The sequence below is a fragment of the Shewanella sp. c952 genome (assembly GCF_019654975.1).
In the GTDB taxonomy this organism is placed as follows: domain Bacteria; phylum Pseudomonadota; class Gammaproteobacteria; order Enterobacterales; family Shewanellaceae; genus Shewanella.
The window spans coordinates 35,281-53,739 of the sequence record NZ_BPEW01000010.1; the positions used below are offsets into that span (position 1 = coordinate 35,281).

The following is an 18,459-nucleotide window of genomic DNA, read 5'->3' on the forward strand; positions in this document are numbered from 1 at the left end:
ATTAATAACAATAATATTGAGAAAGCCGCATAGCGCGGCTTTCATCCACTCTTATAGCAGTGTGTAGAGATAGAATCGATGTCAATTAATTATGAAGCAGTATTAAGAGATCTACGTAAGCAAGTTGGTGAGGACGCCGCCACAAACGATCCTGTACGCCGTTTTGCTTGGTCGACTGACGCCAGTTACTTCAGAATCGTACCTGAGATAGTTGTCCATGCGGACACGTTGGAGCAAGCCAAACGTACACTCGCTATTGCTCGCACTTATGGCGCACCAGTTACCTTCAGAGCAGCAGGTACCAGCCTTTCAGGTCAAGCTATTGGTGAAGGTATTTTACTTATTCTAGGCCACGATGGCTTTAGAACATTAAAAGTAAGCGATGATGCCGAGCAAATTACTTTGGGCACCGCCGTTATTGGCGCTGATGCTAACGCTGCCCTTAAACCACTAAATAAGAAGATTGGCCCCGATCCAGCCACGCTCGCATCTGCAAAGATTGGCGGGATTGTGTCAAACAATGCCTCAGGCATGTGTTGTGGTACGGCGCAAAACAGCTATCAAACAATTGCATCCGCAAAGTTGCTTTTTGCAGATGGTAGTGAACTTGATACCGGCTGCGACGCATCTAAAGCTGCGTTCACTAAGACTCATCCAGAGATGATAAAATCACTGCTCGATTTAGCAGAGATGACGCTAAGCAATCAGACACTGGCTGACAGAATTCGTAAAAAGTTTTCCATTAAAAATACCACCGGATATAGCCTTAATGCGCTGGTTGATTTTAGCGATCCGTTTGAGCTTATTAACCACCTTATTGTTGGCGCCGAAGGCACCCTCGCCTTTGTGGAAGAGGTCACTTATAACACGGTTGATGAAGCACGTTTTAAAGCATCGGCGATGGCGGTATTTTTCAACATGGAAGATGCCGCGAAAGCAATTCCGCCATTAGTCGGTGATAGCGTTGCCGCAGCCGAATTACTTGACTGGGCATCGATTAAGTCTGTTACTGGTAAAGAAGGTATGCCGCTTTGGCTGTCTGAGCTACCTGAAGGCGCATCAATTCTACTTATTGAATCCCGTGCTAACGATAAAGAGACGCTTGAAAGCTACACCCAAGATGTTATTACCAAACTGGCGCATATTGATACAGAGCGCCCTATTACCTTTAGTGACGACCCAGCAGTATTTGGTCAATACTGGGCGATGCGCTCAGGACTGTTCCCTATTATTGGCGGCGAGCGACCAAAAGGGACTTCTGTCATTATTGAAGACGTCGCCTTTGAGCTAGAGCACCTTGCTGCTGCAGCTAATGATTTAACTGAATTATTCCATAAGCATAACTACCCAGAGGGCGTTATCTATGGTCATGCATTAGCTGGAAATTTCCACTTCATCATTACACCAACCTTCAATTCTCAGGTTGATATTGAACGCTTCCATGCCTTTATGCAGGATGTCGCCGAGATGGTTATCAACAAATATGACGGCTCGATGAAAGCCGAGCACGGCACTGGTCGCGCGGTCGCCCCCTTTGTTGAAATGGAATGGGGTAGCGATGCATACACCTTAATGAAGCGCATTAAGCAGATATTTGATCCAGAAAGTCTGCTAAACCCTGGCGTAATTCTTAACGACGATAGCCAAATTCATGTTAAGAATATTAAGCCTTGCCCAGTTGTTGATGATCTCGTCGACAAGTGCATTGAATGTGGTTTCTGTGAAAAGACCTGCCCAACCTCAGCACTTAATATGTCTCCGCGCCAACGTATTGCGACTTTGCGTGAAATTGAGCGTTTAGAGCAGTCTGGTGATAAGCAAGCGGCCGGCGAGATGCGTGCTGCCGCTAAATATGATGTGGTTGATACCTGCGCCGCTTGTCAGCTTTGTACCATTGCCTGCCCTGTAGATAACAGTATGGGTCAGTTAGTACGAAAACTGAGAACGCCTTACATTAGCACCACCGAGCAAAAAGTGCTCGATTTCCAAGCTAAGCATTTTGGTGCAGTTAACCAAGTGATCAGCACAGGCTTCGACGTGTTAGGCACTATTCATAAAATCACGGGTAGCGCTGTTACTGGTGCGATCATGAAAGCTGGTCGCGTAGTGTCTAAAGAGGTTCCCTACTGGAATCCGGACTTCCCTAAAGGCGGTAAGCTACCAAAACTTGCCGCGCCAATTCCAGGGCAAGAAACCGTGGTTTACTTCCCTGCTTGTGGTGGTCGTACATTTGGTCCGACCCCAAAAGACCCAGACAATAGAACCTTGCCAGAAGTGGTTGTGACTCTGCTAGAGCGCTCCGGTTACAACGTTATCACTCCAGAGAAAACCCGTGATCTATGCTGTGGTCAAATGTGGGAGTCAAAGGGTGATTTTAAAAATGCGGATGCAAAACGCAAAGAGTTGATTGAAGCGGTTGCCTCTATGACTCAAGGCGGAAAACTGCCAGTCATTATTGATGCGTTATCTTGTACCTACCGTACTCTTGCCGGTGACAGCTCATTAACCGACAAGGTTGAGATTGTTGATATGGTGGACTTTATCCATGACAAACTACTGAATAAGTTAACCATAACTAGCAAGAAACCAGCGGTTGCACTGCATCTAGGCTGTAGTGCACGTAAGATGAAGATTGAGCCAAAAATGGAAGCGATTGTTGATGCTTGTAGCACACAAATCATTCGACCTGCTGGCATTGATTGCTGCGGATATGCCGGTGAAAAAGGGCTTTATAAGCCCGAAATCAATGCCAGCGCCCTACGTAATATCAAAAAGCTCATCCCTGTTGATGTCAAAGAGGGCTATTATGCTAATCGCATGTGTGAAGTTGGCTTAACTCAACACAGCGGCGTGTCATACCGTCACTTAGCTTACTTGCTAGAAGAGTGCACTCGATAGCAGCAGTAAATAGTTTGCTTAGGTTCACTAGCTAATTACCACCGAACAAACTTAAGCTTAGCTGACCAAAGATAAAGAATTAGAGGCTATATCAGCCTCTAATTCTTTTTGCTTTTCATTAACATATAGTCTTTTCTCACCTTATCCACTTTTAAAAAGTATCCACTTCCCCTTTAGAGTATTAACTCAATATATCCATACTAAACAGCCACCTAGCTTATTTTCATTTTTGCAAAAGTCCTCCTCTTTATTTACTAAATTAGCACTACTTTTTATAAGGTTATGAGCCTATATTTACTGGGTGAGGAAATCTAAAGCGAATATCGAGCTAAATTAAAGTCCGCTTCTTGTAGGCTTTTTGCGGCTCTTAAATCGCATAATAATGTCTGCAAATAGAAGAGAAAGCACAATGAAGATAGCACTTTTCATTCCGTGTCTAGTGAACCAAATGGTCCCAGAAGTTGGGATCGCGACACTTGAATTACTAGAGAAACTCGGTCACCAAGTCATACTGCCTGCCGGTCAAACCTGCTGCGGTCAACCAATGACGAACTCAGGCTGCTTTAACGAAGCCAAAAAAACCACATTAAAACTGCTCAATGCCTTCAAAGGTGTTGAGTGCGATGCCATCGTCTGCCCAGCCGCTTCTTGCCTGGTCGCTGCTAAAGAGAATTTTCACGAATTCGATGACAGCCCAGAAGCACAAGCCGTTATCGCCAAGCTTTATGAGTTGACTGAGTTTTTACACGATGTCGCGCCGATCCCAGCATTTAGCAAGTCCTTCCCACACAAGATAAGCCTACAGATGAGTTGCCATGGTATACGCATGCTGGACTTGGCCACCCCAAGTGAGCAGATGGGGCCGCGCATGAATAAGTTCGAAGCGGTGCTTGCTGCTATACCTGAAATTGACATTGTTTACCCCGATAGACGCGATGAGTGCTGCGGTTTCGGCGGAACATTTGCTGTCGATGAAGGTGCGGTATCAGCCAAGATGGGCAAAGATAAAGCTCAAGCTCATGCGGCAACGGGCGCTAAATACGCCGTTGGATTTGATCCATCTTGCCTGTTGCATATTGACGGTATGGTAAGACGTCAAAAACTACCGATTGAGACGCGTCACATTGCGCAGATCATCAATGCAGCGCTATAGGAGCAGACATGTCGACTTCAAAATCTAACGTTCATGCCCATAAAGCGGAGATCTTCTGTAAAGATGAATCTCGGGTAGATTGGCACTCTAAAGCCCTTTGGATGCTGCGTGAAAAACGTGACAAAGCGGCTGGCAGCTTGCCAGAATGGGAGCAGTTACGCGAAATTGGCTCTGAAATGAAACTGCATACTCTGACGCATTTAGCTCAATATTTAGAAGAATTTGAACAAAACTGTGTTGCCAACAATATTAAGGTCCACTGGGCAAAAGATGGTGCAGAGCATAACCAGATAGTGCACCAAATATTAGCTAAGCACCAAGTCAAAAAGGTGGTTAAGTCTAAATCGATGCTCACCGAAGAGTGCCACATGAATCCTTATTTGGAAGACCGTGGTATTGAAGTCATCGACACCGATTTGGGTGAGCGCATTATTCAACTCGCAAAAATGCCGCCATCACATATTGTGGTGCCCGCTATCCATATGAAAAAAGAGGAAGTGGGCGACCTTTTCCACGAAAAGCTCGGTACAAATGCAGGAGCTTCCGATCCTCTTTACCTAACCCGGGCAGCGCGCAGTCATCTGCGTGAACAGTTTTTGTCTGCCGATGCAGCAATGACAGGCGTCAACATGGCGGTTGCTGATACTGGTGCTGTAGTGGTTTGTACTAACGAAGGTAATGCCGATATGGGCGCTAACTTACCTAAGCTACAGCTGCACTCAATGGGCATAGACAAAGTCGTACCTGATCTTGATAGCGCAGCAGTGCTGCTGCGAACACTAGCAAGAAATGCCACAGGTCAACCGATCACCACTTATAGCTCTTTCTACCGCGGTCCACAGGAAGGCGGAGAGATGCATGTCATTATTGTCGATAATGGCCGCACAGAGATGCTTAAAGATAAGATCTTAGCTGAATCACTAAAGTGTATTCGCTGCGGTGGCTGTCTAAATACCTGTCCGGTTTACCGTCGCTCGGGTGGTTATAGCTATAACTACACCATTCCGGGTCCGATTGGAATTGCGGTTGGCGCGCAAAATGATGATACCAACTCTATACCTTGGGCATGTACATTATGTGGCAGTTGCTCCTATGTATGTCCAACCAAAGTGCCGCTAGACAAGATCATTCACCACCATAGAAGACTAAAAGCTGAAGCTGGGAAACTGCCTTATGGAAAGTCGAGTTACATGCCATTAGTCGGTAAGTTTATGGCCAGTGAAATGGCACTTAACTGTTCAATGGGCATCGCCCGTACAGCACTAAAAATACTACCAGGTAGTGTGCTTAAACCATTCTCGGGTGCTTGGGGTAAATATCGCGAGTTACCAGTGGCACCAAACTCAAGCTTTGAAGCTTGGTTTAAGAAAAATAGAGGTTAAAACATGTCGAGCAAACAGCAAATTTTCAATGCACTTAAAAGTGCCGCGATTGCCCCGCAAGCGATGCCATGTATTGATATCGCGCCTCGCATCGACGACTTAGTCGGTCAATTTGAAACAAGCTTAAATACCGTTGCAGGTACGCTACACCGTGATGGCGGCTTAGCAGCACTGCAAGCAACAGTGGATGAGTATATAGCAAAAGGGATGCAGATCATCTCTATGGTCGATGGTATTAATGGTAATCGTGTTGTAAGTGAAACCGCGCACGAGCTTAAAGATATCGACTATGCGGTAATTCCAGGGGATTTAGGCGTTGCTGAAAATGGAGCTATCTGGGTTAACAATAAAAGTCTTGGCCATAGAGTCACGCCTTTTATCTGTGAGAACTTATTGCTGGTCATTGAAGCTAAAAGTATTGTTGCCAATATGCATCAAGCAGCAAAACTCATGACATTAGCGCCTGGGGAGTTTGGGACTTTTATCGCAGGACCGTCTAAAACTGCAGATATTGAACAGGCTCTAGTAGTCGGTGCTCATGGCGCGTGTAGTTTGAACGTCTATCTGACCTAGATATTTAGGCCAATTCAAGCTGGCGGCTATCACCAATAAAAATGAGGTGCTCTTATCGAGTCACCTCATTTTCTTATTTCTCCAAATCAACGAGATTACCGTATCGTATAATCGAGCTGAACACTCGACTTTGCAGCGACCGCTTTACCATCAACAAACTTAGGTGCATAGCGCCATTTCTTTAATGCCTCAAGCGATGCTTTATTAAAATTAGAACCGCCCTTTGAACCAAGAATAATCGGATCAACTACAAAGCCCATCTCATTAACAGTAAAACTTATCTGACTCCAGCCTTCTTTTCTCTTTTTAAGCGATGACATAGGATACTTTGGTTGCACTCTAAATAAAGGTGTTTGCTCCTGCTCTGAACTCCAAGGCTGCATGCTACCGATGGCAATACAATGCTGAGTAGATTTATCACTCTCGCCTTTTAGCTCGTAGAGCTCCACCAATTTCGCGTGTGCTGCCAGTTCATAAGGGTGATCATACTCAAGCGCTTCAAATTGCTCAATCACGTACAACAAGGCCGTTTCTGCTTTATCGTAATGTTTCTCGGCATATTCAATTGAACCGACTGTATAAGCCGCTAATACTCGCTTCATTGAATTTTCAGGCAGTAACTGCTGATAAGTTTGATAAGCATCAAGCATATAATCACGTACTTTGCGGGTGTAATACTGGCTATTAGAGAGCATTTCGAAATAGGATTTTTGCGTATCGGCCAGCAGCATTGGATTGTCTGAATCTTCTGCAATGTCTAATGCGTCATTCAAGTATTCTCGGGCATCTTTTTTACGACTGGAATCTGCCAAGCCCATTAATGGATCGATTAACTCAACCGCGTCATCACCATATTCTTTTTTATAGTTATCCAGTGCGACTTTATAGAGCGCAAAAGCTTGCTCTTTTAGGGCATCTGCTTTCGCTTTATTTTCTTCAGTATAGGTATTAGCCGGCATATTTTGAATTGATGCATCGCCAGCATTTAAGGCGAGCATGGCAACATCGAGACTATCGGCGGCAAATTTTTGTTTGCCGAGTTGATAAGCTTGCAGCGCAAATTGCTCAATATCGGCATTGTTTTTTGCCACTACTGCGGCTTTGTAAGCCTTGTAGGCGTCACTAAACTCAGAGGCTGATAGCGGGCTAGCCATTAACATTGAGGTAGACAATGCTACAGCTAAGATAGCTTTGGGGAATAACTTCATTTTTAACATCCTGTTTTATAGCCTTATATTGGAAATTTAAGCCCTGCATACAGGCCTGCAATTTCGCAATAACAACGATTCCTTTTGACACTTTACTTTTTTACGACTTGCTTATACAACTTTAACTGATGAAATACTGAATGAATTTCTGTTCATGTTCAAAGATGTCACGATAAACCAAGTCTTTTACTTGCAGCTAATAATCCCGATTCAATCTCTTCTCGATTGAGAGCTGACATAGACAACAACTCTATTCTTGAGTCCATCGCATCATCAAGCTCAACAATTGATAGCTCAGACTCGACGCCATTAAATCCAGCAATACCTTCATCAGTTATCATCACCGCTTTCAAACGGACAACATCGAGACCTTTTATGAGTTCAAGCAGCTTATCAAAATCAAATTCGTAGCTTACATCGAATACCCAACCACAACTGTAAAAACCATCGGCTTGTTTGGTCTTACATACTAACCCATGCTCATCAAACTCAAGTTGTTGCACACTAGTATCCGCTGAGAACAGCGGACTGTAGTTTATATCTAAAAGGCGGGCTTTAGGTTGAATAGTCACAGCTTGCACCGCTGGGACATTTGTCGCAGCGGACAATTTATGAGGTAAGTTGATTGACGCTAAAATCGCAGGCATTAACGCTTCATTCTGGGTATAACTCCAAGGCTCAACGGTCATGGCTTGCCCCTTTTCTGAAGTGTTATCTTTAAGATATTGCTGCAACTCACCAATAAGCTTTTCGCCATAAGTATCTGATTTACTGGCTAGCACAAGATCCGCCACCTGCAGCTGCTGGTTAAATATCTCATGCTTGGTATAGCGGCAATCACTGAGCTTTCGAGCATCAACGAGAGTGATACATGACTTCATTGATAACACTTGCTGATAATGCGCTTGGGTCAACACCTTTAGCACTTCTTGTGGATGACCGAGTCCTGTGGGCTCAATGAGTAAACGGTCTGGCTTTGCCTTGGCAATCAACTGATTGATTGCTACCTGCATGGGCAGGCCTGCAGCGCAGCACATACAGCCTCCAGCCACCTCTTTTATCTGTACTTGATCCGTTTTATTGCCTAACAGGCCGGCATCAATACCAATCTCACCAAATTCATTGACCAATACCGCCCATACTTCATCTGCCGGTTTTTGGCCTAATAGCATTTTAATGAATGATGTTTTACCGACACCGAGAAAACCAGTAATGACGTTGGTAGGTATTATTTTTTGGATCATGATGACAGCTCTTTAACGCAAGGTGTTCGAGATTTTAATCGGGAACAGCAGTCAATGTCACGACTGATATGGTAATCAGAACTCCAAATCCTTATATCTCTGTTGTGGCACAGAAGACTTCGACGAGAAACACCAGCAAAATTTGTAGCTTCTGCTAGGTTTTATAGGTAACAAATCAAAAACTTGCCGATGGAGTGTGACATTTCTATGCTACTTAAAAAGCTCATGCTATGGCTGACATTTGTTGCAGCGTCATTGCTACCCAGTTACCTTTTCGCAAATTGGTCTTCCTTTGAGGCGCCCGAATTAACTAAGCAAAGTCAGTCCATCGCGCAACGAACCAAAGCATTACCTGAACTGCACATTGCGACAGTTCGAGATCAAGGACAGGCAACGAGCATACTCATCGACACGTTTAGGGAGCAGCAATCTCATGCGAAATCCCTTAATCAACAGCTGCAACAATTTAGAAAATCTAACACTGACAAGAATTGGCTCAGCATTGAACAAACAAGACTTTCGCTTGATAGCCTGAGTCAGAACAAAGCGTACCTTTTAGCTTATGTGCCGCCGAGCGTTAATGAACGCTTTACTGGATTTGGCCCGGATGGCGTCAGGCAGCTTCTATTAGAGATTCAAGTCACTGAAGCCATCATCAATTATCAGCTCGTATTCCAGCTACGAAGCTTAGCCACATTCATCGCTGATCTTAAAGTCTCCCCCTTCCCGCTATTAGTATTGGTTTTCAAGCTCACTTTAATCGCTATGCTACTGTCATGGTGGCTTAAACATGCACCAAAGTTAATTGTGACTCAGCTCGAACACACTAAAAGCAAACCGCTAACTCGCGAACCAATTAGCCACTCTTTTTGGCGTTATCTTAATAAAATACAGGCACCACTAGCTTGGTTTATCACCCTTTCAGTGGTGCTAAACACCTTAGTCAGTTTACCTGGCCTTGATAGCATCAATTATCTCAGCGTGGTAATTAACTGGAGCTTTGCCGCCGTCATTGTTATTCGATTAATCACCGAGTTTGCTTCACACCATAGCCATTACAATAATCAGTCAGAGATTGTTGAGCTACGAGTTCGCACTGTAAAGCATTGGGTATGGACAATTGTGATTGCTGCTATTGTATTAAAAGCTACGGCAATGAGCGTCTACCAAGGAACGATATACGCTTGGGTTAAAACGCTAATTCTACTTATATTACTGCTTCTGCTGATAAAGACATTAAGAGATTGGCGCAGCATTGTCTTTAAGCAGCTAGGTCAGTTTGAGGAGCAACCAACCTACGTTGCATGGGCTATATCAAAGAGTAATAATCTTTTTTTAGCGCCAATAGCCACATTCATTGCTGTATACCGCCTGTTTTCGCAACGACTATTCCAAGCCGTTTTTAACAAGCTTTCTAAATACGAAAATTTTAAGCACGCACTGGCCTACTTCTTTAGAGTAGAGGTGGCTAAACAAAGTAAAGCAGACAAAGAGAACGCCAACATGGTACGAATTAAGGGCGATAGTACCTATCATTTTGTCGCTCCAGGCCATGAAGATAGTGAACTAATTGAAGATTATGCTAGTAATGAACTCAATGAAATAGCGCGCTATGTGTTAGCGCCCTCCCCAGCAATGGCGCTGATCTACAGCGAACGCGGACTTGGCCTCACTACACTATTAAAACGGGTCATCTATCGGGCTCAGTCAGAAGATGCTATTTACATCAATTGCCCCCATGCAGGATATAGCGCACTGATAGCACAGATAAACAGCGCTGTTGGCTTGCCTGAAGAAGCTGATGAGACAGAGCTAATTAAACTGCTACGTAATACTGATAAACGTTATGTATTTTGTATTGATGATTGTCAGCGCATCATTAGCCCTAAAGTCGGCGGGTTGAACCTCTTAATGAAGCTATCTAAATTACTGCGCCGAGGTCGTAACCAGCACGGCATGTTGCTTGGTATTGAGCAGTCAGCATGGCGGTTTGTGGACCGGGCCCGTGGTGAACGCTTGCTGTTTGATAAAGTCATCGCGATGCCGCGCTGGAATGAGACCCAAATAGCCGCCTTACTCAGTAGCCGTATTGCGACTGATGGCGAGCATGTTTTGAGCTTTGCAGGCTTAAAATTACCTAAGCAATGGGATGAACAGGAACTGTCTGAAATAGAGCGCGCAGAACAAGGGTTTTACCGTATTTTATGGGACTACTCAGATGGAAATCCTAGCGTTGCACTGCGTTTCTTCAGGCAGTCACTTCATCAAGATAAAGCCACAGGTGAAGTGTTTGTGCGGATCTTCAAGGCGCCTGATGCCAAAGAGCTTGAAAGTATGCCAAAGCCTATGCTCGCTGTTCTTCGAGCCATCGTGCAACTAGAGGTTGCTTCAGCAGAAGAGCTAGCGGCTTGTACCCAACTGGGTTTTGCTGAGGTACTTAATACCCTGCGCTATTTTCAAAACCGAGGCTTTATAGAACTGATTGACGACAAGGCAAAAATATCTTCGCATTGGTTTAGGTACATCACCAATACCTTGCATAACCAACATTTATTGGTGAAGTAGATGAAAATACAATCGTACGCAACACTATTGCTACTGGCGTTATTCTTAAGCTTTCAAGCGCAGGCCGAAGCGTTATCGCCTAACCTCGATAGTCTTACCGAAATTGCCAGTCTTATCCGCTGGAGCGGTGTATTTATATCAATGTTAGTCCTGTTTGTTGCCTGGTTAATGCTGAAATTCACACAGAACATCGTTGACTCGATCAGCAGCCAATTTGCCCAACGGCGAATGCTGGCGCAAAAGCTACAATCTTTCTTTCAATTTTTTGTCTATATGACAGCAGGGATCTCAGTATTTATGCTCAGCTTTAGAGTCGATGACAGAGTACTGACGTTAATAGGAGGAACGCTGGCAGTATCAGTTGGCTTTGCCATGAAAGACCTTGCGGCTTCCTTTATTGCCGGCTTAACAGTAATGATAGACAGGCCATTTCAAGTCGGTGACAGAGTGACCTTTGAGGGGCATTATGGCGACATTATCGCTATCGGCCTGCGCTCTGTACGCATGTGCACCTTAACTGACGATATAATCACTATCCCCAACAGTAAGTTTTTAAGTGATGTAGTGGTCAGTGGCAATTATGGCGCTCTAGATATGCAAGTGGTGATCCCCTTTTATGTCGCACTTGATCAAGACTTGACTTTGGCGACCGATATTATCCGAGAAGCTGCAGCCTCAAGCCGCTATATTCATCTACCAAAGCCTATCGTGGTGTTAGTGAAACAGGACATTAGCGACAGCTACTTTGCCATTAAACTCACTTTAAAAGCCTACGTGTTAGATATAAAATACGAGAAGCTATTCGAAACAGATATCACCCTTAAAGTGATGCAGGAGTTTAAAAAGCAGCAAATCTGCCCACCGGCAATCATGCAAAGCACTAAACTCACTCGTTAAGTGATTAATCAGCAACTTTAGCGTCGAAAAAGTACTAGTTGATAAAATGCTGCTCGATATAAACGCACCAGTGTTCAGAATCAGCAGCCGGTAATGACTCATCACCTCTAATTCCTAGCTTAAACTCCACCACGGAGCGCCACTCCATCGAGCCTAAATCAGGGCCATGACCTTGACCATCACCGCTGGTTATTTGTCTATCCACTTTTTCAAACCATACTTGGCTGCATGGGCTTTCAATCGTCTGAAGACCCGATGGTTTCTTTTCTAACTCGCCATCAGTGCATGCAACAGTTAAAACACATAGTATCGCGGCTAAAATTCTTGTACTAAAACACCTAATTTTCATTGGAAATTACCTATTATCAATTGCAGGTAGTCGTTCAATATTCTCTCCCTTATAAAAATTAAACAAGCTTTAAGCAATTGCATTAAAATATAAACACACACATTCTCTCCATCAAAATCAATTAACCGGCAACAATGTATTGCAATTTACGACGGTAAATAAGTATTTATCCAAATGAAAATTTATTAAAAATTTGCATCTTTTTAGCGATAAGCACGTCATAGTTAAAATGTAATATTGATTATAAGGCGCAGTTTCTATGGTATCAGAATGGCAAAATCACAAGGCGCAGCTTCGCGGCTACGTTAGTAAACGTATTGACGACCCTGATGCGGTGGACGATATCCTGCAAGAGGTGTACATCAAAGCCAGTAGTAACCTGCACCAACTAAAATCTAAAGGTAGCCTTAAGGGCTGGCTTTATCGCATCGCATATAACACCATTATGGATTTTTATCGAGCGCGCCAACCCCACGAAATGCTGCCAGAGGAACTTGCGATTGAAGAGGAAGATGTCAGTTCGCTAGCACATAAAGAATTGGCCCAATGTTTACGGCCGCTGATCAACGAATTACCAGAGAAATATGCCATCCCTCTGCGCATGGCTGAGCTTGAAGGGGTATCACAACAAGCTATTGCCGATGAGTTAGGGTTATCGCTTTCTGGCGCGAAAAGCCGAGTGCAAAGAAGCCGAGTTAAATTTAGAGAGCAGATGATGACTTGCTGTGACTTTGAAATCGGTCAGCAAGGTATTATCGATTACGTGCCGAAAAAGCCTATATCTCGCAAATGTTAATCCTCGATCGTTAGCGCTATTGCCACCATTTAGATATTTATTGTCAATTTTTGCATCCTTTCAGTTATTCCAACGTCTTAGTTAAGCCGTGTACGAATTAGTGCACGACTTAAGCCTGCTTGCATCAAGCAGTTTTCTCAAAATAGTAGTTATAACGATTAGCCTTAAAGATAGGATCAGTCATCATGCACAATAACGCCGCTTCCTTGTTAACAAACCAAGTCATTGCAGAGGCCACCGAGTGGGCCATTATGCATGGCGTTGCTTTTCGGCAAGCAAATAATAGCGCTAGGCATTGTCCTTTTAGTATTGCGCCAATGACTATGGAGCGAAAAATATTTGAGCAGCTAGTAAAAGTGACACCTATTATCAGCAAACTGATTAATAATGTATCCGAAGATCATGATTTTCTGCAGACATCACTGCAAGACGTCGCTAAAGCAGATCCATTTTTCAAGCGCCTGCTAGCGCTGCACCAACAAGCTCATGGTGACATTGACGCTCGAATCCAACCAGCTCGCAAACCGCTGCTATTAATGCGCACTGACTTTATGGATGATCGTAAGCTTGGTGCTAAGGTTATTGAGTTTAACGGTATCGCAGCAGGGATGGCACCTTTTGGCCAACGCGCAACCGAGTTTCACCGCTACATGAACAATCAATGGCCAGAGACTTATCATGACTGGATTGAAAACAAGCGTGCTACTCCCGCTGAAAACCATGGGCTTGAACAACTTGCCTATGGCATCACACAAGCAGCAACCAAAGTTAAAGCTCAATTTGAAGAGTCAGATAAGCCTACTTTTTTAATGGTGGTTCAAGAGAATGAAGACAATGTTTATGATCAGCATCTGCTCGAAATTGAACTACAAAGGCTTGGGCTACGCACTATTAGGCGTACTTTCAAACAGTTAAGTTCACAGCTTTCAAGTGGCAAAAAACAACGCTTATTATTACAAGGAGTGGGCGCTATTGACGTAGTGTATTTGCGTGCTGGCTATCAGTACTCAGACTACCATGCTCCCAAGCTCGATGAGGCAGTTTGCTGCCAAACCTTAAGCCAAACAAGACTATTTATAGAACAACACCATGTCGCAGTTAGCGCGACTTTCAGCCAACAGCTCGCTACCAGCAAAACCATGCAGATGTTACTCAGTCAAACGCCTATAGAGGAGTACGCACGTTGGGGGCTTAGTCTCGCCGAAGCGAGATCCGTAAAACAGGTATTTACTGAGATGAAACCTATTAACGCTGACAATATAACTTGGTTTAACCATCAAGCTATCAAACAAGATTGGGTGCTAAAAAACCAAGGTGAAGGCGGTGGTCACTGTATATTTGGTGATGATATTAGTGAAAAGCTAGCGTTACTGGCTGCTGAAGAGTATGACGCATGGGCGCTAATGCGGCGTTTATATCCCCATGAACGTGAGCGGCCAGCGTTAGCTATTCGGAATGGTAAGCAACTGCAAGTAGATAATCTCATTAGTGAAATTGGTTTATTCAGCGCCTATTTCGACTCCAAACCAGTGACGCAATTGAATGGTTACGCAGGATATTTGATCCGCAGTAAACCCGCCAGTGAAAATGAAGGCGGCGTTCACAGTGGCCAAGGCATTCTAGACTCTCTCTCGCTGATTGAATGACTTTAGAAACTACACGCGTAAATTGATTACGACTGATAAATCATATTTATTTGCGTCTTTTCTAATGCTGCTACGTCTTACTATTATAAATCTTAATATTCGGAGAGAATAGATGTTCCAAGTTAAACCCAAACAAACTGAAATCAGTGATAAATTTATCAAACGCGATAGTCATATGCTTAAGCAAGTCTACGGTACCGAGGATGTAACCCCTTATTGGATTGCAGATATGGATTTCCCTATCGCCTCCCCCATTAGTCATGCGATGCAGCAATTGGTCAGCCGAGAAACTTACTCATATGAGTTCGATTCAAAAACGGTGTTCAATGCCATTGCTGACTGGAACCAAGAGCGCCACGGTCTCAATCTGAACCCTGAGCACTTTGTTCAAGTGCCTGGTGTATTAAGTGCAATAGCCATGTTGATCCGCGACTTTACCAATGAAGGCGATGGTGTACTCATTCAAACACCGGTCTACCACCAGTTCCGTCGTTTAATTGAGTCAGCAGGCCGTAAAGCAGTAAATAACACGCTGCAGATTGAAAATGACCGTTACGTCATCGATTTTGAAGATTTTGAACAACAGCTAAAAAGCGGTGTAGTCAAAATGGTGCTGCTTTGTAACCCGCATAACCCAGTAGGCCGCGTATGGACCAAGTCCGAACTGCAAAAGTTAGTCGCAATAGCTAAGAAATATCAAACGATAATCATCAGTGACGAAGTACATGCCGATATTATTTTTGCGGGTTCAACGTTCACCAGTTTGGCGTCTCTAGATTACGACAACAGCCTGACGATTATTGGATCACCAGCGAAAAACTTCGGCCTAAATAGTATCTCTAATGGTTACATCTACAGCGATAACACGGCATTACGTGAAAAAATCAAAGCGACCTCAACATCAATGTCACTTGACCACGGAAATGCCTTTACAACCTACGCCACGATTGCCGCTTATCAGCAGGGCAAAGAGTGGTTTGATTCTTTCCTAAGCTATACCCAGCATACCCGAGATTGGATTGTCGCGTTTATGGCGCAACAGCTACCCCAGGTAAAAACCTTCGTCCCAGAAGGTACAAATCAAATCTGGTTTGATTTTACCGGACTAGGGCTCACTCCGACGCAGCTAAAGACGCTATTAACAGAGCAGGCGCAGATGGCATTAACCCCGGGGACTTGGTTTGGAGAAGCGGATGAAAACTTCTATCGAATGAACTTTGCATCGCCTTTAGAGCAAGTTAAAACATCATTGAAACAGCTAAAGCTGGCTGTTAATAATTAGCCATCATAGTCCCCAATAACTGCGCAGTTTGCCAAGGTACGCTGCGCAGATATAAAAATAAGCACTTCCTCCATGCCGTGAGTATAAGATGAGATTTTACAGTCGGTATTGTTATCCCAAAAGCCGTATCAATGACTCATTAACTAGTCCCTATATCCCCACCAATTTGCAATTATCAAGTTGTTTACTATCCTCAATTTGTGCTCATACAGTATCGATATACAAGAGTACAACTTACACGCGCTAGTCTATTCGCTAAGGATAGTAATTAAAGTAATCAAAGGAGTTAATGATGAAACATATCACTTTGCTAATATTGAGTTTGATGTTTACCTTAGTTTGTACTTCAGTACAGGCTAAAGATGAAGGCTTATACTTTGGAGCTTCAGTCGGTTCTGCCAGCATAGAGCAGTCAGGCAGTGATGCTGACCTCGGCGATTTTGATTTCAATGAAAATGATTTTGCTTGGAAACTCTTTGGTGGTTATCAATTTTCAGGCTTACTCGCTATTGAAGCCGGCTATGTTGATTTAGGTTCTCCGTCAGACTCCAGAGCCAGCGTTGATCCTTATGGCTTAGATGTCTTTGCCGTTGCAGGTATTCCACTCGGACCGGTAAGAGTATTTGGCAAATTAGGAGGGATCTATTGGGATGCAGATTTAGAGTATATTGGGAAAAACATCTCTAATGATGGCCTGGATTTAGCGGCTGGTATTGGCCTGGAGTTTGAATTAGGCAGTATTGCCGTCAGAGGTGAAGTTGAGTACTTTGACATATTAGATCAAACTTGGATGTACACCGTGGGTGCCACCATCACATTTTAACCCCAGTCTATTAAGTTAATGCAGGTCAAGCCTATGCGCTATTGCATGATGGACTAACAATATGCTTATTTAATGGCAAACAAACTGAGGTTAACGAGATAGCAGGCTGGATCGTTAATTTATCCATTCAGCACGCAGCAGAGCGATAAATTACAGCTAGAGACATTGCTGAAGCTGCAATATGACTTAATGATGAGGTTCACCATCAACCTCATCATTTTTATCAGTAACCGTTATTTGGTTCGACTCTTACTACGGCCATAACTATTTTTATCACCGCTACCTTTAGACGCTTTAGCTTGGCCGGTTTTTGACTCACTACGTCTTTTCTCTTGATATTTACGCTTATTATGACTTCTCTCTTTAACCGGCTTTGCGATGACATCGCGATAGCGAGCAGGTAAAGGTGCGCCCTCTTCGTAGCCTGGCAGCGTAATACAAGGTAGTGTCATTTCAATAATCGTTTCAATCTCACTCAACATCGCTTTATCTTGCGGTGATACAAACGATATGGCTCGACCTTCTAAGCCAGCACGTCCTGTACGGCCGACTCTATGGACATAATCTTCAGCCGCAAAAGGCAACTCAAGGTTAATCACCAATGGCAACGCTTCAATATCCAACCCGCGAGCGGCAACATCAGTGGCGACCATCACTCTTAACTTACCGCTTTTAAACTCTTCTAATGCTCGATTTCTAGAGCCTTGCGTTTTATCACCATGAAATACTGCACTTTTAACACCATCAAGTTTCAGCTCGCTATGCAAGTGTTCAGCACTCTCTTTACTGCTGACAAACACCAGAACTTGCTGCCAATTATTACGGCCTACTAACTCTGACAACAATTCAGCTTTACGGCGCTTATCTACCAGATAAACCTCTTGGGTTATTTTACTGGCAGTGGCAGCGGTAGTCACATCGATCCACTCTGGCGAAACTAACATCTTCTGCGCTAAAGTTTTTACTTCTTCGCTGTAAGTTGCTGAGAAAAATAGTGTTTGATGCTCAACTGCCACCAGCCTTTTTACTCTTTCAATATCTCTAACAAAGCCCATGTCTAGCATGCGATCGGCTTCATCAACCACTAAGTGAGTCACACTGCCTAAATCCAAACCGAACTGGCCGATTAGATCAAAAAGTCGACCTGGCGTCGCAACCAAAATATCAACCCCGGCTTGCACTGCTTTACGCTGTGGGTTCATGTTTGCGCCGCCATAAACCGCTGCCGTTTTAAAAGGTAACAACTGTGCGTAAGCTTGAATATTATCCGCCACTTGTATGGCAAGCTCACGAGTTGGCGTTAACACTAGAACTTTTAGCTCTGACTTGTATTGATTAAAGGCATCCTCTTCAGCAACATTACTTTGCTGTAATGCTTGCTCAACTAGGGTATTGAGCAAAGGGAGTGCAAATGCCGCCGTTTTCCCGGTACCCGTTTGCGCACAAGCCATAATATCTTGACCAAGCATTGCAACAGGTAACACATGGCTCTGAACTTCGGTTAGCGCTTTATAACCGCGATTCGATACTGCATCTAGAATGTGAGGGTGTAGATCAAATGCATCAAAGTTCATGGTCGGCTCAATACTGGTTATAAAATAGAGGAATAAAAGTGAGCGCGGAGTCTATCAAAAACCCAGCAC

Annotated in this window: 14 protein-coding genes; 10 read left to right on the forward strand and 4 right to left on the reverse strand. The window is 43.9% G+C overall.

Annotated features, from left to right (window positions below):
• Positions 1-78 precede the first annotated feature (78 nt).
• From K5R16_RS09225 to K5R16_RS09240, 4 genes are all read left to right on the forward strand, one after another.
• Complete coding sequence (locus K5R16_RS09225) at positions 79-2,898, forward strand: FAD-binding and (Fe-S)-binding domain-containing protein (RefSeq protein WP_220737277.1); 2,820 nt, start codon at positions 79-81, stop codon at positions 2,896-2,898.
• A gap of 409 nt (positions 2,899-3,307) precedes the next feature.
• Positions 3,308-4,051 (forward strand): (Fe-S)-binding protein, encoded by a 744-nt coding sequence (locus K5R16_RS09230; RefSeq protein WP_220737278.1) that lies wholly within the window; start codon positions 3,308-3,310, stop codon positions 4,049-4,051.
• Positions 4,052-4,059: 8 nt separating this feature from the next.
• Positions 4,060-5,433, forward strand: coding sequence for a lactate utilization protein B (locus K5R16_RS09235; RefSeq protein ID WP_220737279.1), 1,374 nt, complete (start codon positions 4,060-4,062; stop codon positions 5,431-5,433).
• 3 nt (positions 5,434-5,436) lie between these two features.
• Positions 5,437-6,006, forward strand: a complete 570-nt coding sequence (locus K5R16_RS09240; RefSeq protein WP_220737280.1) for an LUD domain-containing protein — start codon at positions 5,437-5,439, stop codon at positions 6,004-6,006.
• Positions 6,007-6,101: 95 nt separating this feature from the next.
• Here K5R16_RS09240 and K5R16_RS09245 read toward each other — a convergent pair whose 3' ends face one another.
• Positions 6,102-7,223, reverse strand: a complete 1,122-nt coding sequence (locus K5R16_RS09245) for an energy transducer TonB (RefSeq protein ID WP_220737281.1) — start codon at positions 7,221-7,223, stop codon at positions 6,102-6,104.
• 158 nt (positions 7,224-7,381) lie between these two features.
• Positions 7,382-8,458, reverse strand: a complete 1,077-nt coding sequence (locus K5R16_RS09250) for a GTP-binding protein (RefSeq protein WP_220737282.1) — start codon at positions 8,456-8,458, stop codon at positions 7,382-7,384.
• Positions 8,459-8,665: 207 nt separating this feature from the next.
• On the opposite strand from K5R16_RS09250, the gene K5R16_RS09255 reads away from it, so the two are divergent.
• Positions 8,666-11,023, forward strand: coding sequence for an AAA family ATPase (locus tag K5R16_RS09255; protein WP_220737283.1), 2,358 nt, complete (start codon positions 8,666-8,668; stop codon positions 11,021-11,023).
• Entirely contained in the window at positions 11,024-11,920 is an 897-nt protein-coding gene (locus tag K5R16_RS09260) for a mechanosensitive ion channel family protein (protein ID WP_220737284.1), read from the forward strand.
• Positions 11,921-11,954: 34 nt separating this feature from the next.
• Here K5R16_RS09260 and K5R16_RS09265 read toward each other — a convergent pair whose 3' ends face one another.
• The gene (locus K5R16_RS09265; protein ID WP_220737285.1) at positions 11,955-12,269 is read right to left on the reverse strand and encodes a hypothetical protein; all 315 of its coding nucleotides are present in this window, start codon (positions 12,267-12,269) and stop codon (positions 11,955-11,957) included.
• A 259-nt stretch (positions 12,270-12,528) separates the two neighbouring features.
• Here K5R16_RS09265 and sigZ point away from each other — a divergent pair, with 259 nt between their 5' ends.
• The 4 genes from sigZ to K5R16_RS09285 all read left to right on the forward strand — a co-directional run bounded on the left by sigZ (position 12,529) and on the right by K5R16_RS09285 (position 16,816).
• Entirely contained in the window at positions 12,529-13,065 is a 537-nt protein-coding gene (gene sigZ / locus K5R16_RS09270; protein WP_220737286.1) for an RNA polymerase sigma factor SigZ, read from the forward strand.
• 185 nt (positions 13,066-13,250) lie between these two features.
• Positions 13,251-14,711: a glutathione synthase gene (locus K5R16_RS09275; RefSeq protein ID WP_220737287.1), complete on the forward strand. Its 1,461-nt coding sequence runs from the start codon at positions 13,251-13,253 to the stop codon at positions 14,709-14,711.
• Positions 14,712-14,823: 112 nt separating this feature from the next.
• Entirely contained in the window at positions 14,824-15,993 is a 1,170-nt protein-coding gene (locus tag K5R16_RS09280) for a MalY/PatB family protein (protein ID WP_220737288.1), read from the forward strand.
• A gap of 292 nt (positions 15,994-16,285) precedes the next feature.
• Positions 16,286-16,816: an outer membrane beta-barrel protein gene (locus K5R16_RS09285; RefSeq protein ID WP_220737289.1), complete on the forward strand. Its 531-nt coding sequence runs from the start codon at positions 16,286-16,288 to the stop codon at positions 16,814-16,816.
• A 233-nt stretch (positions 16,817-17,049) separates the two neighbouring features.
• Here K5R16_RS09285 and K5R16_RS09290 read toward each other — a convergent pair whose 3' ends face one another.
• Positions 17,050-18,390 (reverse strand): DEAD/DEAH box helicase, encoded by a 1,341-nt coding sequence (locus tag K5R16_RS09290; RefSeq protein WP_220737290.1) that lies wholly within the window; start codon positions 18,388-18,390, stop codon positions 17,050-17,052.
• Positions 18,391-18,459: the final 69 nt, after the last annotated feature.